Consider the following 17,802-nt stretch of genomic DNA (forward strand, 5'->3'; position numbering starts at 1 on the left):
CCGCCTACTTGAGGTACTCGTTGATCTGGGAAGCGGCGAGGGCCGCCTGGATGTCGGCTTCTTCCTTGGCGTGCGAGGCCGCGCTGTAGTCGAGGTGGTTGGAGATGTTGGCGCAGGCATCGAGCAGGGTGCTCAGCTGCGAACTCCACGTCTCCTGCACGGTCGCCATGGCGGACCCGGTGAGAAACCCATGGCTGGACAGGGACGTGGCGGCCTCCGCCGTGTTCGTCCGCGCGTGGTTGCCGTCCTTCACCAGCCGGCCGTGAAGCGCGAAGGCGGCACTGCCGATCGCGCCCAGCTTGTCCTGGTCGACGCCGAGGTCCGCGTTTCCGCTACCGCCACCGGACTCGGGCGGGACCTGGTTGAGCCGCAGACTCACGTCCGCCTGAGCATGAGTACGGGCCGAGGCCCACTCCTTCTCGAACGACATGATCCCCCCCGAATTGGCGTTCTTCCCGTCTTCGCCTCAGCAAGTTCGGTGCCCTGCCGAGACGACACGATCGTAGTGCCGGCAGGCCGCATCGGTGCCTGGTAGCGGAAAACCTCGGCACCAACGAGCACATCTCCGTGCGGGCGCGGCTACTTCGCCTTGGCAATCGCCCATCTGATGCGCAGATGTCGCTGATGCCCGGCACTCTGCGGTTCACCCCTTACTGCGCGGCGGCGCCAGGGGTCGGACCGTTTCAGATCTCCTGGCTCCGGCGAGACCTCATCTGGAGTTTCTGATAGCACATCAAGTGAACCGTGCAGCAGGAGTTCGGCGTGGGTCCGGGACATCGATCGGCAGCCATGACCTGGCTGTCGATGAGCTCATGTGTTCTGCGTGCCCATGCCCGTCGCGCCGAACATACAATGCGACTGCGAAGTCTGGTCTCCGTCTCAGCACGGCGAATCGGGGGGGTACGACACCATGTGGTTCGACCAGGAGTGGGCACAGGCCCGGACTGACGCCGCCGAGCCGTGGGTGTCTACGTGGTCGAACCGGGACTTCGTACGCTCGGTGCGCCCGGACACCGGGACGGGGGCGTAGCGATGGGCCGGCTCTGGGACAAGTTCACCGGCACCACGTACCCGGAGAGCGGTGTCGCGCCGCTGCCCGCGGCGGAGGTCCGGACCGCGCTGCTCGCGGTCAACGGGCCGGACGTACCCTTCCGCGTGCGCAATGCCCTCCCCGCGGAGAAGGCCGACCTGGTGGCGGAATGGCAGGTCCGCGAACTGAGGATGACCCTCAGGACCCGGATGCGACTGATCCCGGAAACCCGCGAGGTGCGCACGCTCGACGAGCGATGGGAGGCCTCGGCACCCGATTCTCTCGGCAAGCGGTACGGGCGTGGGCCGGCCCCCCACGTCGCCCGGCAGTGGACGTACGAGCGGGGGCCCGACGGCCGTCGGCAGAAGGTCGAGACGCTCCGATTCGACTCGCGAGACATGAGGAACCCCCTACGGGAAGCGGTCCTCGGCGCGGGGTGGATCTGGCGCGGAGTGCTGTCCCACCTCTGACCGGCCTGGCCGGCCGACGAGCCCGCGTGCACGAAGACCGCTCCGTGCCGCGCCCGGAAGCGGGCACGGAAGTCCGCCTTCGCTAGGCCCCCCATCCGGTGTCAGGAGACCCGGAAACGATCCGAGCCCCTGATCAGCTCCGCCGGGACCGGATGACCGGAACGGCCACCGCGGCACCGATGAGCACAGCCGCGCCGATGCCGAGGCCGATCCAGAGGCCGGTGTTGCTGCCACTGTCCTCCTGAGCAACGGGACCGGGCGCGGGAGCAGGTGACTGCTCGCCGGCCTCGGACGGCGCAGCGGAGGGCGACGCTGTCTCGGCGACGGCGAGGTCCGGGATGGGACGGACGTCGGCGGGGCCGGGGTCGCCGGGGGTCGTCAGAGCACGAAGGGGGCGGATGGCGCCGTAGCCGAACTGGTCATTGCGCTTCTCGTTGCCCTCGGGCGGATTGATGGTGTTGAGCATGACCCTGAGCACCTGATTGTTGGTCCACTCGGGGTGCTTGGACCAAATGAGGGCCGCGGAGGCGGAGGCGATGGCGGTGGCGTCACTGGTGCCACCGGTTTCGCACAGACCGGTCTTGCCGCCGCAGGCGTGGAGCATCTTGTCGCCGGGAGCTACGAGGTCCACCTGGGCGCCGTACTGGGACGACTTCACCCGCTCCAGATTCTTGTCGACAGAGCCGACGCCGACAGCCCCGGGGGTGGCAGCCGGGTACTCGACCTCGTTCGTCTTGTCGGCGCTGTTGCCCACCGAGGCGAAGACCAGGGCCCCCTTGCCCAAGGCGTACGTCACAGCGTCAGTGACCTGCTGCGATGCGTCATCCACGCCCATGGAAATGTTGATGACCTTGGCGCCCGAGTCGGCCGCATAGCGAATCGCGACGGGCATTTTCTTGTTGAATGCGTCGTCGGCGTCCTGCTTGCTTCCGCCGTTCTTGAGTGCGTTCGGCATGCGGATGGGGAGAATCTTCACCCCCGGCGCCAGGCCGAATGCTCCGTCGCCCCCATTTGCCTTGCCCGTACCGGCAATCAGTCCGGCCATCCCCGTGCCGTGCCCAGTGCTGTCCGTGTGCTCGTCACCGGACTCTTCGGGGGCCAGGTTCTTGCCGTCGAGCACCTGTCCTGTCAGATCCGGGTTCTGCTTGTCCACGCCGCTGTCGATGACAGCGACCGTGATGCCCTTGCCGGTGCTGAGCTTCCAGATCTCGTCGGCCTTCATGGCGTCCAGGTGCCACTGCCGGGACCGGACCGTCTCCGCGTGGGCGGGGACGGATGCGATGCCCACCAGCAGCATCCCCAGAGCGGCCGAAGCGACTGCCCGACCACGGCTCGAACGAATACTGCTGGTACGCATCTACTTCCTCTGGCTACTCAGTCGATGACAGGCGGCGCAACACGACGGCCACCCTGCTGCCAGGTCTCCTCGTCCTCGACGAGGTAGTCCGGCCGCTCTCCATTGCTGTCCTCGCGGCGCGATCCCGCACCGTTCGTGCCGGCGGGCACCATGCCGCCACGGCCCATCGGGCCCGTGCCGGTGCCTGCACCGCCCTGGGCGCCGCCGCCTCGTACGAGACCCGAGCCTCCCGGGGTGAACGGACGGGCGCCGGTCGCGCCGGGCTGCTGCGGACGGGCGCCGACGACGCCACCGGTTTCGACGGCGAGGCGTCGACCACCGCTGATGCCGTTCTGGCCGCCCGGGTGGGTGCCACCCATGTGACCGCCCCCACCGCCCATGGGCATACGGCCCGTGCCATTGCCGTGCTCAGTGCCGATGACCGTGCTGCGGGGGATCCCGGTCGCCGGTCGGCCCGTGGTGGGAGACACCTGGCGGCCGCCGGAGATGCCGTCGCGAGGCATGCCGGTGCCGCCGAGGGGGCTGGGGTTCGCGAGGCCCATCCGGCCCGTGGGGCCCACGGGTCCACGCGTCCCGGGGGGCGGCGTGTGGCCGGTACCACCGGTCACGGGGGGCGTGCCCAGCGTGGGCGGGACCACGAGCGGAGGCGTCAGGCCGGGCTCCGGCCTGCCGATGATCGGCGGCGTGCCCGTCGGCGGCGGGGTCGTGGTCGTCGGCGGGGGCAGCGTGTTCACGTGGTCGATGCCGAGATCCACGGGAACGTCGGGGCGGACGACGTGCGTCGGTCCGGTCTTGTCACCCGTGGGCGGGACCACGCCGACGTCCGGCGTAGGCCGGCCGTCCTGAGACCGTGTGGTCGACGTTCCGGTGTCGGAAGTGACCGTGGAGCGGCTGTCGTTGCCGGTCGACGTCGAGACATTCCGGCTGTATCCGTCACGTTCATGGAGGTCCGGCGGCACGAACGCATCCGGCGGCGGCGGCATCGTGGGCACCTTGAAGTTGTCCATCTGCTCGCCGGACAGCTCGTACGCGCCCGACAGCTTCCGCATCTCGAGGATGGCGGCCTGCCGGTTCTCCTCCTGCTTCGCCTGGATCAGATCCGCCTTCTGCTCCGGCGTCAGCTTGGGATCGTCGACGTTCGCCATCGAGGCTCGCGCGTCCCGCGCGATGCTCTGCGAGTCGGGGTCGTTGTGGTACTTCCGCGCGGCATCCAGGTTCGCCTGAGCATCCGCCTGAGAGGTGTAGCGCGGCATGGCGCTCTGGGCCGAGGCGATTGCCTCGGAGGCACGGCCCATCCAGGTCGATGCGTGAACGCTGTAGTCGGCGAGGCTGTTCGTGGTACTGGCCAGGCTCTCGGCCCATTCCAAGAACGCTTCTTCTGCCTTGCCCTTCCACTCCACCCGACCCGGGCGGTCGCGCAGATGCCGGGCAATCTCGCGCATCTTCCCGGCGGCAGTGTTCAACCTGTCGGCCGCGTCCTGGACGTAGAAACTGCTCGCCTGGTCCAGCCACGTCAGCATGTCCGCGTGAGACATGGCCTGGAAGTTGGTCTTCCCTCCGCCTCCGCTGCTTTCCTCTGGCCTCATCCGTCGCCTCTTCCCCGTGTCCCCGAAGTCTCGTGTCCCCGACTCGACTTGCTACGCGTAGCCCTTGTTCTTGAGACCCGCCCCAGCCTGGGGCTGCCCTGAACCCTTCGCAGCCTTGTCAGCTGCCGCCTTCTCCGCCTCTGCCTTCGCGGTCTCCGCGCGTTGGCTGATCTCGAGCATCCGGTACCGGATGTCGTCGTCCGTCTGCTCCATGCCGTTCTTGGACATGACGACGGCGATTCCCATGCCTTCCAGGCACTCGCCGAGCAGCGCGGAGAGGGTCGTCAACTGCGTGAGCACATTGTCATACGACGTGAAGACGCCGGACGCCTCGACCCATGCCCCACCACCCCCGCCGAACTGGTTGCGGGAGACCGGGTCCGCCGACATGTTCTTGGAGCCGGCCGGGGACTTGGTGAGCTCCACGATCAGCTCGTCGATCCCCTTCTTGAAGTCCAGCATGGACTCAGAGTGGTAGGCAACGGACGCAGCGCTGAGTCCGCCGGCCGCTCCGTCGAGTGGTGCCAGCATGTGTTTTCACCCTCCCCCGTGAACCAACACGTCAAGACCAGAAAAGCCCAGCCAAGTCTAGGAGTTCACTGTACCGAGGAGGACCGACAAAGCGCACCTCCCGGTTGCAGAAGCAACGCGAATCACATGGTTACGAATTGGGCACGCCGACCGCCGCCTGTGCCCTGATCGGCAGTCGGTTGACGGGGCGTCCGGTGGCCGCGCGTACCGCTGACGCCACTGCCGCCGGGGCCGTGACCACCGGGACCGCGCTTGCCGGCTTGGCGCCGAAGGGGGCGACCACGTCGCGTTCTTCGACGAGTTTCACGATGCGAATGTCCGGGGCGTCCAGGGATGTCGGGAGTGCGTAGCCCGTCAGGTCCGGGTGGCGGATCAGGCCCCGGGCCGTGCGGAGGTTCTCGGTGAGGGCCGCGCCCACGCCCTGGGTGATGCCGGCCTCGATGCGGGTCGCCAGCTGGGCGGGGTTGAGGATGCGGCCGACGTCCTGGGCGACGGCCATCTCCACCACGCGGATCGCGCCCAGTTCGATGTCCACGTCCACCACCGCGCGGATCGCGCAGAACGCCAGGCCCACGAAGGCGTCGCCCTGGCCCGACTCGTCCAGGGGCTCCGTGGGGTGCGGGCGGCACTGGGCCGTGGCCCAGAGCTCCTTGCCGTCCATCGCCTCCGTGACCGTGGTCGACAGGACGCCGTCGTACGAGGTGATCTTGCCGTCCGTGATCTGCAGCAGCTCCGTCGACATCCCGAACTTGTGGGCCAGGGGCTGCAGCAGCTGCGTTCGGACCATCTTCGCCGCGCGCTCCACCGCACCGCCCGACACCCACGTGTGGCGGCCGTGCGTCGCCGGGCCCGCCGGGGGCTGGTCGGTGTCGACCGAGGCGACGTGGACCTCCTCCAGGCCCAGGGTCTCCTGGACGATCTGGCGCGCCAGCGTGCTGAAGCCCGAACCGGTGTCCACGGCCGAGCAGATGACCGTCGCCACGCCGTCCTGGACCCGTACCGTCGCCGTCGAGACCTCGTCCGCGCCCTCCGCGCCGAGCATGTGCACCATGCCGAGCGCGTAGCCGACGCCCCGTCGCACCGCGCCCGGCTCGCCCGCGCCCTCCGGGCCGCCCGGGAGCAGCCAGTCCTCCTCCGGGGAGTCCAGGGGGAGCGCGGGGAGGGGGAAGTCCCGTACCGCCGAGAGGAGTTCGGCCACCGGTGCCGGGCAGGTCACCGTCTGGCCGGTCGGCAGGATGTCGCCCGTCGCGAGGACGTTGCGCAGACGCAGCTCCGCCGGGTCCAGGCCCAGCTTCTGAGCCAGCTTGTCCATCTGCGCCTCGTAGGCCGCGCACACCTGCATCGCGCCCTCGCCCCGCACATGGCCGGACGGCGGGTTGTTCGTACGGACCGCCCAGCCCTCGATGAAGGCGTGCGGGACGACGTACGGGCCACAGGCGAAGGCCACGGCCGCGGCGAGGGACTCCGACGACGCGTCCGCGTAGGCGCCCGCGTCGAGGAGGATCTGGGCCTCCACCTTCACCAGCCGGCCCTCCGCGTCCGCGTGGTGGCGGTAGCGCAGCAGTGTCGGGTGGCGGTGGGCGTGGCCGAGGAAGGACTCCTCGCGCGTAGCGGCCAGTTTGACCGGGCAGCCGGTACGCAGCGCGAGGAGGCCCAGGGGGATCTGGAAGCCCGGGTCCTCGCGGTCGCCCGTCGCACCCGGGACGCCCGTCACCACGACCTTGACCTGGTCCGGCGAGAGGCCGAAGCACGCCGCCGCCAGGTCCCGGTCCGTGTGCGGGTCGGTCGAGGCCGTGTAGATCTCCACCCCGCCGTCCGGGCGGGGCACGGCCAGGCCGGCCTCCGCGCCGATGGGGGCCGGGTCCTGCCGGCCGATCCGGTACAGCCCCTCGACCACGATCTCGCCCGCCGCCTCCGCGTCGCCGAAGCGCAGCGGGATGTGGCGGATCAGGTTGCCGTCCGGGTGCAGCGGCTCGGCCGCGAAGGCCTTCTCCGGGTCCGTGACCGGCTCCAGGACCTCGTACTCGACGGTGATCGCCGCCGCCGCGAGGCGTGCCGTGTCCGGGTGGTCGGCGGCCACGGCGGCGATCGCCTCGCCGTGGTGGCGGACCAGTTCGGAGGCGAAGACCGGACGGTCGGCGACGCTACGGCCGTACGTCGCCTCCCCCGGCACGTCGGCGTGCGTCACCACGGCCCGTACGCCGGGCATGTCGGCCGCGGCGGTCGTGTCGATGGAGACGATCCGGGCGTGCGGGTGCGGCGAGCGCAGCAGGGCGGCCCACAGCAGGCCCTCGGCCCACAGGTCGGAGGCGTACGGGAAGGTGCCCTCGGTCTTGGCCCGCGCGTCGGCCGGCGGGAGGGACGAGCCCAGGCCGTGGGCGACCGCCTCCTGCTCGACGCCGTCGAGCTCCGGCGAGGCCGGAAGGGTGGTGGCGGTGGTCGCGTCGCTGCTCACGCCATGCCTCCGTCGTGCGGGTGGGGGATCTGGTGCGGGATGCGCGCCTCGTCGGCGTGGTCCGAGGCGGCGCTCGCCTCGCGCTCGGCGACGACCTCGCGCACGGCGTCGAGGACGCCCCGGTAGCCGGAGCACCGGCACAGGTTGCCGCAGAGCGCCTGGCGGGTCTCCAGCTCGGTGGGGGCGTGGTTGCCCTCGAGCAGGTCGTGCATGGTCATGGCCATGCCCGGGACGCAGAAGCCGCACTGTACGGCTCCGCAGCGGGCCAGGGCGCGCTGTACGTCCGAGGGTTCGCCGTCGGTCGCGAGGCCCTCGACCGTGCGCACCTCGCTCCCGGCCGCCGTCGCCGCGGGCACCAGGCAGGAGGCGACGAGCCGGCCGTCGACCTGGACGTTGCACGCGCCGCATTCGCCCTGCGAGCAGCCGTCCTTGGCACCGGCCAGGCCGAGCCGCTCGCGCAGCACGTAGAGCAGCGACTCGCCGATCCAGGATTCCGTGACGGGTCGGTCGGCACCGTTCACACGAAGGACGTACGAGCTGTGCGGGTGCTCGTCGCTGTCCGCGCTGTTGCCCGTGGAGTGCGCGGGAGGGGTCTCGGGGCCGTCCGCGGGGGGCGACGACGGGTCCGGGCCCGGGGACACGCCCTCAGGCCCCACAGAGACCTCAGGAGCCCCAAACGCCTCAGGAGCCTCTCCTGCCTCTCCTGCCGCATCGGCGGTCTCAGGAGCCTCGGAGGCCGCATCGACGGCCGCCTCGGCCGCCTCAGCAGGCTCCTGGACCGCCCACGGCGCCGGCGCGCCGCCCGGCAGGGTCGCCGGCGCGCTGCTCGCGTACTGCGCCAGCATCGACGTCGTGAACTCGCCCGATTCGTCCGACGAGTCCGCACCGTCCGACACGACCGGAATCGACCACTGACCCGTCGCGGCCGGGTCCGGGTCCGGCTCCGCCTGGAAGCTCCACTGGCCCGTCGCATGGGGGTCCGGCTCCGACAGGACCTCCGGCCCCGGCTCCACGGCCTCCGCCTCCGCCGGCAGCTGCACCACCCACGAACCGGTCGCCGCCGGATCCGTCGCCGCCTCGGGCGTCAACGGAGCCAGCGGGGTGAGCGGCGTGATCATCGGCGGTACGTAGCCGTGCCCCGGCGCCTCCAGCGGGACGCCGTCCAGCATGAACTCGGGCGGCAGCTGCACGAAGGCGGTGGCATCGCCGTCGTAGCCCTCGCTCTGCGGGATCGGCTCCCAGCCGCCCCCCTGCCCGTGACCATGGTTCTCGTTGCTCACGACAGCGCCCTCCCCAGTGCCCGTCGGGCCAGCGCGGCGACCGTGCGCCGCAGGTGCAGTACGGCCGGCGGCAGCTGCTCGTCACCCGGCGGGTCCGGGATGCAGGCGGCGGCCACGTACTCGCCGAACGCCGTCAGCGCCTCCGGCGCGAGGCCCCGCTCCCCGTCCCAGTCCACCAGCGAGGCGATCCAGTGCTCGGCTTCCAGCGGGCGCAGCGGCATCGGCGCGATGGCGCCCACCGCACAGCGCACACCGCGTCTGGCCGGGTCGAGGACGACGGCGACGGAGGCCGAGGCACGGGCCGGGCCCGTGCGGCCCGTGGCCTTGAGGAAGACCTGGGGGGCGTGCAGCAGGGGGACGCGGACGAACGCGACCAGCTCACCGGGGGCCAGCAGGTCGCGGCCGGCCAGCAGGTGGGAGACGGGGATCTCGCGGGTGCCGAGCGGGCCCATCACGACCAGGTCGGCCTCCAGGGCCGCCAGGACGGGCAGGGAGTCACCCGTGGGAGCCGCGGTGACGATGTTGCCGCCGAGCGTGCCCGCGTTGCGGATCTGGGGCGGTCCGGCGGCGCGGGCGGCGGCGGCGAGGGCGGGGATGAGGGCCGCGAAGTCGGGGCGGCCCATCCGGGAGTGGGTGAGGCCGGCGCCGAGGAGCGCGTGACCGTCCTGGTACTGCCAGCCGCGGATCTCGTTGATCCGGCCGAGGCCGACCAGCGCGGCGGGCCTGAGCTGGCCTTTGTTGACGGCGGCCATCAGATCGGTGCCGCCCGCGACGGGCACGGCGGCGGGCATGGCGGTGAGCGCCGCCACGGCCTCGTCGAGCGAGGCGGGCAGCGTCACGGACTGCGCCGTCTGTGGTGCGTGCGTGGTCAACCCGCTGCCCCTTCCCGGTGTCCCCGGCGGTCCCCGACTGTCCCCGGCTGTGACGCCTGTGTGGCCGTACCGTACGTGCTCACAGCCCGGACGTGGCAACTCTGGCACATCTTCCGAGCCGTCCGACGCGAGGGTCCGCGAAGGACGGTTCCGTCCAGGAGATCCCACCGGTGACGGTAACTTCCGGTTTGCCGCTCTTGGGTGACACGGGGGCGCGAGGTTACTCACACGTTCGGGGGCAGCCCCTCGATGGGCCTTCCGAGGACCCCTGGGCGCCGCTGCCACGGCAGCGGTCCGGTCGGCGGCCGGTAGCCGACGCCGAGGGCGTCCAGGCGCCGGTAATGGGCGGCCATCCGGCGCTCGAACTCCGTGAAGTCCCGCTCCGCGGGCGCGGGGAGGGCCGACCAGGCGACCTCCGCGAAGGCGGCGAGGCGCGGGAAGACCTGGTAGTCGACCCGGCCGCTGTTCTCCATGACCTCGGTCCAGACGTTGGCCTGGGTGCCGATGACATGGGCGGCGGCTTCCGGGGACAGCCCCGGCGGCACGGGCTCGAAGCGGTAGACGTCCTCCAGGGTCCGTACGTAACCGATGGGCATCGGCTCGTCCTCGCCCGGCGCCTGACGGTGGTCCAGATACACCTGCTGCTCGGGGCACATGACGACGTCGTGGCCCGCCTCGGCCGCCGTGATCCCGCCCGCGTACCCCCGCCAGGAGGAGACGGCGGCGCCGGGCGCGAGACCACCCTCCAGGATCTCGTCCCAGCCGATCAGCCGGCGACCGCGGTCGGCGAGCCAGCGGTCGAAGTGGCGGATGAACCAGGACTGCAGCTCGTTCTCGTCGGCGAGCCCCAGCTCCTTGATGCGGGCCTGCGCCGTCGCGGACTCCTTCCACTGGCCCTTGGGGCACTCGTCGCCGCCGACGTGCACGAAGGTGGACGGGAAGAGGTCCAGGACCTCCTCGAACACTCCCTCGTAGAAGCGGAGGGTCGCGTCGGTGGGGGCGAGGACGTTCGGGTTGACGCCCCAGGTGTCCCAGACGGTGAGCGCTGCGGTGTCGACGGCGTCGGTGTTGCCGAGTTCCGGGTACGCGGCGATGGCGGCCTGCGAGTGGCCCGGGATGTCGATCTCGGGGACGACGGTGATGTGCCGTTCACCGGCGTAGGCGACGATCTCGCGGATGTCGTCCTGTGTGTAGTGGCCGCCGTGCGGGGTCTCGTTCCACAGCGGCGAGGCCCGGTGCCCCCATTTGCTACGGGCGCGCCAGGCACCGACCTCGGTGAGCCGGGGATGGCGCTTGATCTCGATGCGCCAGCCCTGGTCGTCGGTGAGGTGGAAGTGGAAGACGTTGAGCTTGTGGGCGGCGAGGAGATCGAGGTAGCGCAGGACGTCGTCCTTGGGCATGAAGTGCCGTGCGACGTCGAGCATGAGTCCGCGCCAGCGGAAGCGGGGGCTGTCGGTGACGGTGAGCGGGGGGAGGTCCCAGTCACGGTCGGCCCGACCCACCGGCGCCTTCCGGTACGCGTCGGGGCCCAGCAGCTGACGAAGCGTCTGGACACCCCAGAAGACACCGGCCGCGCTGCCGCCCTCGACGAGGACGGCGACGTCGTCGAGGGAACCGTCGGTCGAGAGACGGTAGCCCTCGGGGCCGTACGCCTCCTCGATCGCGGGGCTGATACGCAGCCGGATCCCGCGCGGACCGCCGACCGGACTGCCGCCGCTGCCCGGCGCGAACGGCAGCCCGGTCGCGGCGCCGAGCGTGGACCGCAGCCAGCTCGCCACGCCCTCGGTGCCGGGCCCGGCGTCGAGGGTGGTGCCCGCGTCCAGCGAGAAGAGGCCGGGAGCGTCCCCTCGTGCCTCGACCCTGCCGGGCGCGGGGATCAGCGACTGGTGACGGTCGTGGTCGTGGTCGTCATGCATGGCATCGGCCTTTCGAAGCGGAGGTCCCCGGACACGGACACGGACGCGCGGCGGCACTCGGGGGCACGGGGGCGGGGGCGGGCCCGGGCCCGCAACGGGATGGACGGGTCATGGGCAACACGACGCGGGCGGGTACGGGCCCGCAACGGGACAGATGGGATACGGGCCCGCAACAGGCGGGCGGGAGCGGACCGCAACGGGGTCGGCGGGCGCGGGCCGCAACAGGCGGGCGAGCGCGGACCGCAACAGGCGGGCGGGCGTGGCCCGCGGCAGAGGCACAACGGCGGCCCCCTCAGTCCTTCACCGCCCCGCCCAGTCCCGAGACCAGACGGCGCTGTACGAGGACGAAGAAGACGAGCACCGGGATCGTCATCACCGTCGACCCCGCCATGATCCCGCCCCAGTCGTTCTCGTCCGGCTTGAAGAAGACCAGCAGCGCCATCGGGAGGGTGGACTGCGAGGTGTCGCTGATGAGGAAGGACTTCGCGAAGAGGAAGTCGTTCCAGGTCGAGATGAACGAGAAGACGCTCGTCGCCACGAGCCCCGGGAAGACCAGCGGGAACAGGATCTGCCACAGGAATCGCGTACGGCTCGCGCCGTCGATCTGCGCCTGTTCCTCCAGCGCCTCCGGGACCGCTTTCACGAATCCGCGCAGCATCCAGATCGCGAACGGCAGCGAGAAGGCGATGTGCGGCAAGATCAGCGAACCCAGCGTGTTGAGTTGACCGAAGTCCCGCATCAGGAAGAAGAGCGGGATCGTCAGCGCCTCGATCGGCACCATCTGGGCGACGAGGAACATGATGAGCAGCGTCGTCCGGAAGCGGAACCGGAAGCGGGTCACCGCGGTCGCCGCGAGGAACGCGATCAGCGCGGAGGCGAGGACGACCGTGCCCGCCACGATCAGCGAGTTGACGAAGTACCGGCCGAACTCCTGCTGTTCGAAGACGCGCCGGAAGGAGTCGAGGGACGGGGACAGCGTCCACGGCCGCGGGTCGGTCGACTGGATCTCGCCGGCCGGCTTGAAGGCGGAGAGGACCATCCAGTACAGCGGGAAGGCGACGACGGCCGCGACGAGCAGGGCGGCGGCCTCCGCCGCCACACGCCCGGGGCGCCGGATGCGGAACGCGCTCACAGTTCTTCTCCCTGGCGGCGCAGCAGACGGAGGTACACCAGCGTGACCGCCAGCAGGATCAGCAGCATGACGACGCCGATCGCCGAGCCGAGGCTGTACTCGGACGAGGCGAACGCCTTCTGGTAGGCGTACACGTTGAGGACGAGGTTCTGACCGGCGATGCCGCCGCCGTTCGTCATCACATAGATCTGGGTGAAGACCTTGAAGTCCCAGATGATCGACTGGATGGTGACGACGACCAGGATGGGCCGCAGCATGGGCGCCGTGACCGAGCGCCAGATCCGCCACTGCGAGGCCCCGTCGAGGGACGCCGCCTCCAGGACCTCCGACGGGATGGCCTTGATGCCCGCGTAGACCGTCACCATCACGAACGGGAACGAGCACCACACGACCTCGAAGAGGACCAGCGCGAAGGCGCTGAAGCGGTCGTAGGTCCACGAGTGGTCACCGAGGCCGAGGAGCCGGTTCACCGGGCCGAAGTCGGGGTCGAAGAGGAAGACCCAGACGGTGGAGCCGGTGACGGCGGGGGTGGCCCAGGCGCCGAGCGCGGCGAGCATGAGCGCGAGGCGCGGCAGTGCCCGTACGCGGGTCAGCAGGACCGCGAGCGCGCACCCCACCGCGAGGGTGGTGACGACGCAGGCGGCGGCGAACAGGACCGTTGCGAGGAGGACCTGCCAGAACTGCGGGTCCGAGAAGAGCGCGGTGTAGTTGCCGAAGCCCTGGAAGGAGGTCGGCTCCCCGCCGCTGACCTGGGCCTGGGTGTACTCCAGGAAGGAGATGAGCCCGAGCTGGTAGATGGGGTAGAGCAGGAGCCCGCCGAGGACGACGAGCGCGGGCAGGAGGTAGAACCAGGGTGTCCACCCGGAGCGGCCGGGCCCCTTGCGGGGCCGGGCCGCCGGGCCACCGGGGGCCCGGCGGGGACCGGGGACCCGGCGGCCGGTCGCGAGGTCGCCGGCGGCGGGGTGCGTGCCGTCCGTCTCCGTACCGGCCGAACCGTCCGTCTCCGTACCGCTGGAATTCGTACGGGCCGCCATCGTCATCGGCCCGCGGACGCGAAGGCCTCGTCCATCTTCTTGGCGGCGTCGTCCGAGGCGGCGTTCACGTCCTTACGGCCGCTGACGACCTCCTGGAACATCGTCGGGAGCACCAGCGAGGAGTCGATCTTGCCCCAGCCCGGGGAGGCGGGCACGAACTTGGCGCCGGCGCCGAGGGAGTCGATGAAGGGCTTCACGAACGGCTGCTTGCGCGCCGCGTCCGCCCGTACGTCGGTGTAGGTCGGCAGGAAGCCCATCGCGTCGAAGAGCTTGCCCTGCGTCTCCTTCCCTGCCAGGGACTTCATCAGGTCGACGGCGAGGGTGCGGTGCGAACTGCTCTTCATCACGCCGATGTTGTTGCCGCCGGCGAAGGCGGGGGCGATGGAACCGGCCGTGACGCCCGGGAGCGGTACGACGGCGTACTTGCCCTTCACCGAACCCGCTTCGACGGCCGCGTGGCTGAAGTCGCCGCCGATGGCCATCGCGGCCTTGCCGGAGGCGAAGGCGGTGACGGTCGCGTTGCCGCCCATCTGCGCGCACTTGGCGGCCGGGCAGTTGTCGTCGCCGAAGAGGGAGGTGTAGGTGGCGATGCCCTTGCGCGCGGCCTCGCTGTTGATGGCCGCCTTGTGGGACCCGCCCTCCTCCGTGGCGAGTTCACCGCCGTTGGCCCAGATGAACGGCATGGCGCCGTAGGTGTAGGCGCCTCCGACGGCGATGCCGTAGAGGTCCGGCTCGGCCTTGTGGATCTTCTTGGCGGTGGAGACGAGTTCGTCCTGCGTCTTGGGCGCGGAGAGGCCGAGGTCCTTGAAGACGTCGGTGCGGTAGTAGAGCGCGCGGACGCCGACGAAGAGCGGGGCGCCGTAGATCTTGCCGTCCACGGTGACGGAGGCCTTGGCGGTGGGGTCGGTGTCCTTGGCGTCGGCCCAGGCGCCGAACTCGGCGCTGATGTCGGCGAGTCCGCCGTCCTGCACATAGCCGGCGGTGTCGGTGTTGCCGTACTCGATGAGGTCGGGGGCGGACTTCGGGTCGTTGAAGGCGGCCTTGATGCGCTGGGCGCGGGTGTCGACGGGGATGTACTCGACCTCGACCTTCGCCCCCTCGTGCTGCTGCTCGAAGGCGGCGACGGCCGCGTCGACGACCTGCTTCTTGGGATCGTTGGCGACCTCCTGGAAGAGCCAGACGCGCAGGGTGCCGCTCTTCTCGTCCGTCGCGGCCTTGCCGTCGGAGGTCTGCGGGGCACAGGCGGTGGCGGTGAGGCCGGCGAGCACAAGTGCGGTGACCGGGGCGGCGATACGGGCAGAAAGCTTCATTCGGGGGCTCCCACCAATCGACGTTGCAGCATACGCAACGGGCGTTTCGTGCTGCACAACACGCGAGAGGTTAGGGCCGGACCAACTCCCCGACAAGTGGTCTCAACCACTCTGTGACCGGCGGAAGCACCCTCCGCAACGCGAGACGGCCCCCGGCGCGCGTACCGAGGTACACACACCGGGGGCCGTCCCCGCGGCGAAGGAGCGGGTTACTTCTTGTCGCCGCCCTTGCCGTCCTTGCCCTTGTCCCCACCGGGACCCATGGACTCGTAGATCTCCTTGCACATCGGGCAGACCGGGTACTTCTTGGGGTCGCGCCCCGGTACCCAGACCTTGCCGCACAGTGCCACCACGGGAGTGCCGTCGAGGGCACTCGCCATGATCTTGTCCTTCTGGACGTAGTGGGCGTAGCGCTCGTGGTCGCCGTCACCGTGGGACACCTGCGGCGTCGGCTCCACGAGGGTTCCCGTACCTGCCCCGCGCTCGGGCTCGAGAGTGCTCATGGAACCCAAGGGTACTGAAAAGCCCGGGTTCAGTTGAGCGAGGGATCGTCCGGGTACGTCGCCACCATCGCGAGGTCGCTCCGCTGGCGGCGGAGGACCTCTCGCCACAGGGTCTCCGGGCGGGGCGAGGACACGTCGCCCGGTTCGGACTCGACCACGTACCAGGCGCCCTCGCCGAGCTCCGTCTCCAGCTGGCCAGGGCCCCAGCCCGCGTAGCCGGCGAAGATGCGCAGGGAGCCGAGGGCCGGGCCGAGGAGCTCCGGCGGGGTCTCCAGGTCGACCAGGCCGATCGCTCCGTACACCCGGCGCCAGCCCAGCGGGCCCTCGTCGCCGGGGATGACCGCGACGCCGAGCGCCGCATCCAGGGAGACAGGGCCGCCCTGGAAGACCACGCCCGGGTCGCCGGCCAGGTCGGCCCAGGGCGCGAGGATGTCACCGACCGTCACCGGGGTCGGCCGGTTCAGGACCACGCCGAGCGAGCCCTCGTCGTCGTGGTCGAGGAGCAGCACCACCGCGCGGTCGAAATTGGGGTCGGCCAGGGCGGGGGTGGCGACGAGCAGCCGTCCTGTGAGCGAGGACACCTCGGTCATGCGACACATGATCCCGCATCTTCGGCGATTAGGGAGGTCGTCCGGTGGAGTGGACACACACGGGACGGCCGCGCAGTTCAGGGCGGATCCGCGCGGCGCTCGCCGGACACAAACGGACGGTGACACTCCGCAAGATTGGGTGAACAGAGAGTGTTGTGCCGAATTCATTACATCTGACAGGCCCCCTGATGCTTCCTAGGGGGGTACCCCCGCCCCTTACCCTTTTCCCTGGCCCCCTGCCCGACCCCCACCGGAACGCGAGATTCATGACCGGCACAGACGATGTACTGCTTGTCCACGGCGGAACCCCGCTGGAGGGTGAGATCCGCGTCCGCGGCGCGAAGAACCTCGTGCCCAAGGCGATGGTCGCCGCTCTCCTCGGCAGCGGGCCGAGCCGACTGCGCAACGTGCCCGACATCCGTGACGTCCGTGTGGTCCGCGGGCTGCTGCAGCTGCACGGAGTGACGGTCCGTCCCGGCGAGGAGCCGGGCGAGCTGGTTCTCGACCCGACGCACGTCGAGTCCGCCAACGTGGCCGACATCGATGCCCACGCCGGTTCGTCGCGCATCCCGATCCTCTTCTGCGGTCCGCTGCTGCACCGCCTCGGCCACGCCTTCATCCCGGGTCTGGGCGGCTGCGACATCGGCGGCCGTCCGATCGACTTCCACTTCGACGTGCTGCGTCAGTTCGGCGCGACGATCGAGAAGCGGGCGGACGGTCAGTACCTGGAGGCCCCGCAGCGGCTGCGCGGCACCAAGATCCGGCTGCCGTACCCCTCGGTCGGCTCGACCGAGCAGGTGCTGCTCACGGCCGTGCTGGCGGAGGGCGTCACCGAGCTCTCCAACGCCGCCGTGGAGCCGGAGATCGAGGACCTGATCTGCGTCCTGCAGAAAATGGGCGCGATCATCTCCATGGACACCGACCGCACCATCCGGATCACCGGTGTCGACAAGCTCGACGGCTACACGCACCGCGCGCTCCCGGACCGCCTGGAGGCGGCGTCCTGGGCGTCGGCGGCGCTGGCGACCGAGGGCAACATCTACGTCCGCGGCGCCCAGCAGCGCTCGATGATGACGTTCCTCAACACCTACCGGAAGGTGGGTGGCGCCTTCGAGATCGACGACGAGGGCATCCGCTTCTGGCACCCGGGCGGCTCGCTCAACGCGATCGCCCTGGAGACGGACGTGCACCCCGGTTTCCAGACCGACTGGCAGCAGCCGCTGGTGGTGGCCCTGACGCAGGCGGCGGGGCTCTCCATCGTCCACGAGACCGTGTACGAGTCGCGGCTCGGTTTCACCTCGGCGCTGAACCAGATGGGTGCCCACATCCAGCTGTACCGCGAGTGCCTGGGCGGTTCGGACTGCCGCTTCGGTCAGCGGAACTTCCTCCACTCGGCGGTCGTGTCCGGCCCCACGAAGCTCCAGGGCGCCGACCTGGTCATCCCGGACCTCCGGGGCGGCTTCTCGTACCTGATCGCGGCGCTGGCGGCGCAGGGCACGTCCCGCGTCCACGGCATCGACCTGATCAACCGCGGCTACGAGAACTTCATGGAGAAGCTCGTCGAGCTCGGCGCGAAGGTCGAGCTGCCGGGCAGCGCGCTCGTGTGACGCAGCACAGGGCGACCGCCTGAGGCAGGACGGCCTCGGGCGGCCCGCCGGGCCTCTCGGGGCCCGGACCGCCATCCGGGCCTCGAGAGGCCCTCTGGCGGGCGAACGAAAGGGCGGCCACCCCCTGAC

The 17,802-nt window shown here is 70.7% G+C and carries 15 protein-coding genes; 2 read left to right on the forward strand and 13 right to left on the reverse strand.

The window, feature by feature from the left end; genetic code table 11:
• Positions 1-4 precede the first annotated feature (4 nt).
• On the reverse strand, positions 5-430 hold the full coding sequence (locus tag ACFQ7Q_RS05710; RefSeq protein WP_383550346.1) for a hypothetical protein: 426 nt from the start codon (positions 428-430) through the stop codon (positions 5-7).
• A gap of 602 nt (positions 431-1,032) precedes the next feature.
• On the opposite strand from ACFQ7Q_RS05710, the gene ACFQ7Q_RS05715 reads away from it, so the two are divergent.
• On the forward strand, positions 1,033-1,500 hold the full coding sequence (locus ACFQ7Q_RS05715; protein ID WP_383550348.1) for a hypothetical protein: 468 nt from the start codon (positions 1,033-1,035) through the stop codon (positions 1,498-1,500).
• 133 nt (positions 1,501-1,633) lie between these two features.
• Here ACFQ7Q_RS05715 and mycP read toward each other — a convergent pair whose 3' ends face one another.
• From mycP to ACFQ7Q_RS05775, 12 genes are all read right to left on the reverse strand, one after another.
• Positions 1,634-2,857, reverse strand: coding sequence for a type VII secretion-associated serine protease mycosin (gene mycP / locus ACFQ7Q_RS05720; RefSeq protein WP_383550351.1), 1,224 nt, complete (start codon positions 2,855-2,857; stop codon positions 1,634-1,636).
• A 17-nt stretch (positions 2,858-2,874) separates the two neighbouring features.
• Entirely contained in the window at positions 2,875-4,392 is a 1,518-nt protein-coding gene (locus ACFQ7Q_RS05725) for a WXG100 family type VII secretion target (RefSeq protein WP_383550353.1), read from the reverse strand.
• Positions 4,393-4,494: 102 nt separating this feature from the next.
• Positions 4,495-4,905, reverse strand: a complete 411-nt coding sequence (locus tag ACFQ7Q_RS05730; protein WP_383550356.1) for a hypothetical protein — start codon at positions 4,903-4,905, stop codon at positions 4,495-4,497.
• A 199-nt stretch (positions 4,906-5,104) separates the two neighbouring features.
• Entirely contained in the window at positions 5,105-7,429 is a 2,325-nt protein-coding gene (locus ACFQ7Q_RS05735) for a xanthine dehydrogenase family protein molybdopterin-binding subunit (protein ID WP_383550358.1), read from the reverse strand.
• Positions 7,426-8,709, reverse strand: a complete 1,284-nt coding sequence (locus tag ACFQ7Q_RS05740; protein WP_383550360.1) for a (2Fe-2S)-binding protein — start codon at positions 8,707-8,709, stop codon at positions 7,426-7,428. The genes ACFQ7Q_RS05735 and ACFQ7Q_RS05740 overlap by 4 nt, the downstream gene beginning before the upstream one ends.
• Positions 8,706-9,581, reverse strand: coding sequence for an FAD binding domain-containing protein (locus ACFQ7Q_RS05745; protein ID WP_383550362.1), 876 nt, complete (start codon positions 9,579-9,581; stop codon positions 8,706-8,708). Before ACFQ7Q_RS05745 ends, ACFQ7Q_RS05740 begins: the two co-directional genes overlap by 4 nt.
• 224 nt (positions 9,582-9,805) lie before the next feature.
• Positions 9,806-11,497, reverse strand: coding sequence for a beta-N-acetylhexosaminidase (locus ACFQ7Q_RS05750; RefSeq protein ID WP_383550364.1), 1,692 nt, complete (start codon positions 11,495-11,497; stop codon positions 9,806-9,808).
• Positions 11,498-11,789: 292 nt separating this feature from the next.
• Positions 11,790-12,629: a carbohydrate ABC transporter permease gene (locus ACFQ7Q_RS05755; RefSeq protein ID WP_383550366.1), complete on the reverse strand. Its 840-nt coding sequence runs from the start codon at positions 12,627-12,629 to the stop codon at positions 11,790-11,792.
• Positions 12,626-13,669 carry a carbohydrate ABC transporter permease gene (locus ACFQ7Q_RS05760; protein ID WP_383550368.1) on the reverse strand — a complete coding sequence of 348 codons (1,044 nt, stop codon included), beginning with the start codon at positions 13,667-13,669 and terminating at the stop codon, positions 12,626-12,628. The genes ACFQ7Q_RS05755 and ACFQ7Q_RS05760 overlap by 4 nt, the downstream gene beginning before the upstream one ends.
• Positions 13,666-14,973 carry an extracellular solute-binding protein gene (locus tag ACFQ7Q_RS05765; protein ID WP_383550370.1) on the reverse strand — a complete coding sequence of 436 codons (1,308 nt, stop codon included), beginning with the start codon at positions 14,971-14,973 and terminating at the stop codon, positions 13,666-13,668. Before ACFQ7Q_RS05765 ends, ACFQ7Q_RS05760 begins: the two co-directional genes overlap by 4 nt.
• 209 nt (positions 14,974-15,182) lie before the next feature.
• Positions 15,183-15,476: a DUF3039 domain-containing protein gene (locus tag ACFQ7Q_RS05770; RefSeq protein ID WP_329120009.1), complete on the reverse strand. Its 294-nt coding sequence runs from the start codon at positions 15,474-15,476 to the stop codon at positions 15,183-15,185.
• A gap of 29 nt (positions 15,477-15,505) precedes the next feature.
• Positions 15,506-16,066, reverse strand: coding sequence for a YqgE/AlgH family protein (locus ACFQ7Q_RS05775; RefSeq protein WP_383550372.1), 561 nt, complete (start codon positions 16,064-16,066; stop codon positions 15,506-15,508).
• Positions 16,067-16,332: 266 nt separating this feature from the next.
• Here ACFQ7Q_RS05775 and murA point away from each other — a divergent pair, with 266 nt between their 5' ends.
• Positions 16,333-17,673: a UDP-N-acetylglucosamine 1-carboxyvinyltransferase gene (gene murA / locus ACFQ7Q_RS05780; RefSeq protein ID WP_352187417.1), complete on the forward strand. Its 1,341-nt coding sequence runs from the start codon at positions 16,333-16,335 to the stop codon at positions 17,671-17,673.
• Positions 17,674-17,802 lie beyond the last annotated feature (129 nt).

This window comes from Streptomyces sp. NPDC056527 (assembly GCF_042794475.1).
Lineage (GTDB): Bacteria > Actinomycetota > Actinomycetes > Streptomycetales > Streptomycetaceae > Streptomyces.

What these genes read in the sequence shown, in the direction of transcription:
- ACFQ7Q_RS05710 (WP_383550346.1), bottom strand. Translation starts at nt 430, where the DNA reads ATGTCGTTCGAGAAGGAGTGGGCCTCGGCCCGTACTCATGCTCAGGCG.
- ACFQ7Q_RS05715 (WP_383550348.1), top strand. Translation starts at nt 1,033, where the DNA reads ATGGGCCGGCTCTGGGACAAGTTCACCGGCACCACGTACCCGGAGAGC.
- mycP (WP_383550351.1), bottom strand. Translation starts at nt 2,857, where the DNA reads ATGCGTACCAGCAGTATTCGTTCGAGCCGTGGTCGGGCAGTCGCTTCG.
- ACFQ7Q_RS05725 (WP_383550353.1), bottom strand. Translation starts at nt 4,392, where the DNA reads ATGTCTCACGCGGACATGCTGACGTGGCTGGACCAGGCGAGCAGTTTC.
- ACFQ7Q_RS05730 (WP_383550356.1), bottom strand. Translation starts at nt 4,905, where the DNA reads ATGCTGGACTTCAAGAAGGGGATCGACGAGCTGATCGTGGAGCTCACC.
- ACFQ7Q_RS05750 (WP_383550364.1), bottom strand. Translation starts at nt 11,497, where the DNA reads ATGCATGACGACCACGACCACGACCGTCACCAGTCGCTGATCCCCGCG.
- ACFQ7Q_RS05760 (WP_383550368.1), bottom strand. Translation starts at nt 13,669, where the DNA reads ATGACGATGGCGGCCCGTACGAATTCCAGCGGTACGGAGACGGACGGT.
- ACFQ7Q_RS05765 (WP_383550370.1), bottom strand. Translation starts at nt 14,973, where the DNA reads ATGAAGCTTTCTGCCCGTATCGCCGCCCCGGTCACCGCACTTGTGCTC.
- ACFQ7Q_RS05770 (WP_329120009.1), bottom strand. Translation starts at nt 15,476, where the DNA reads ATGAGCACTCTCGAGCCCGAGCGCGGGGCAGGTACGGGAACCCTCGTG.
- ACFQ7Q_RS05775 (WP_383550372.1), bottom strand. Translation starts at nt 16,066, where the DNA reads ATGACCGAGGTGTCCTCGCTCACAGGACGGCTGCTCGTCGCCACCCCC.
- murA (WP_352187417.1), top strand. Translation starts at nt 16,333, where the DNA reads ATGACCGGCACAGACGATGTACTGCTTGTCCACGGCGGAACCCCGCTG.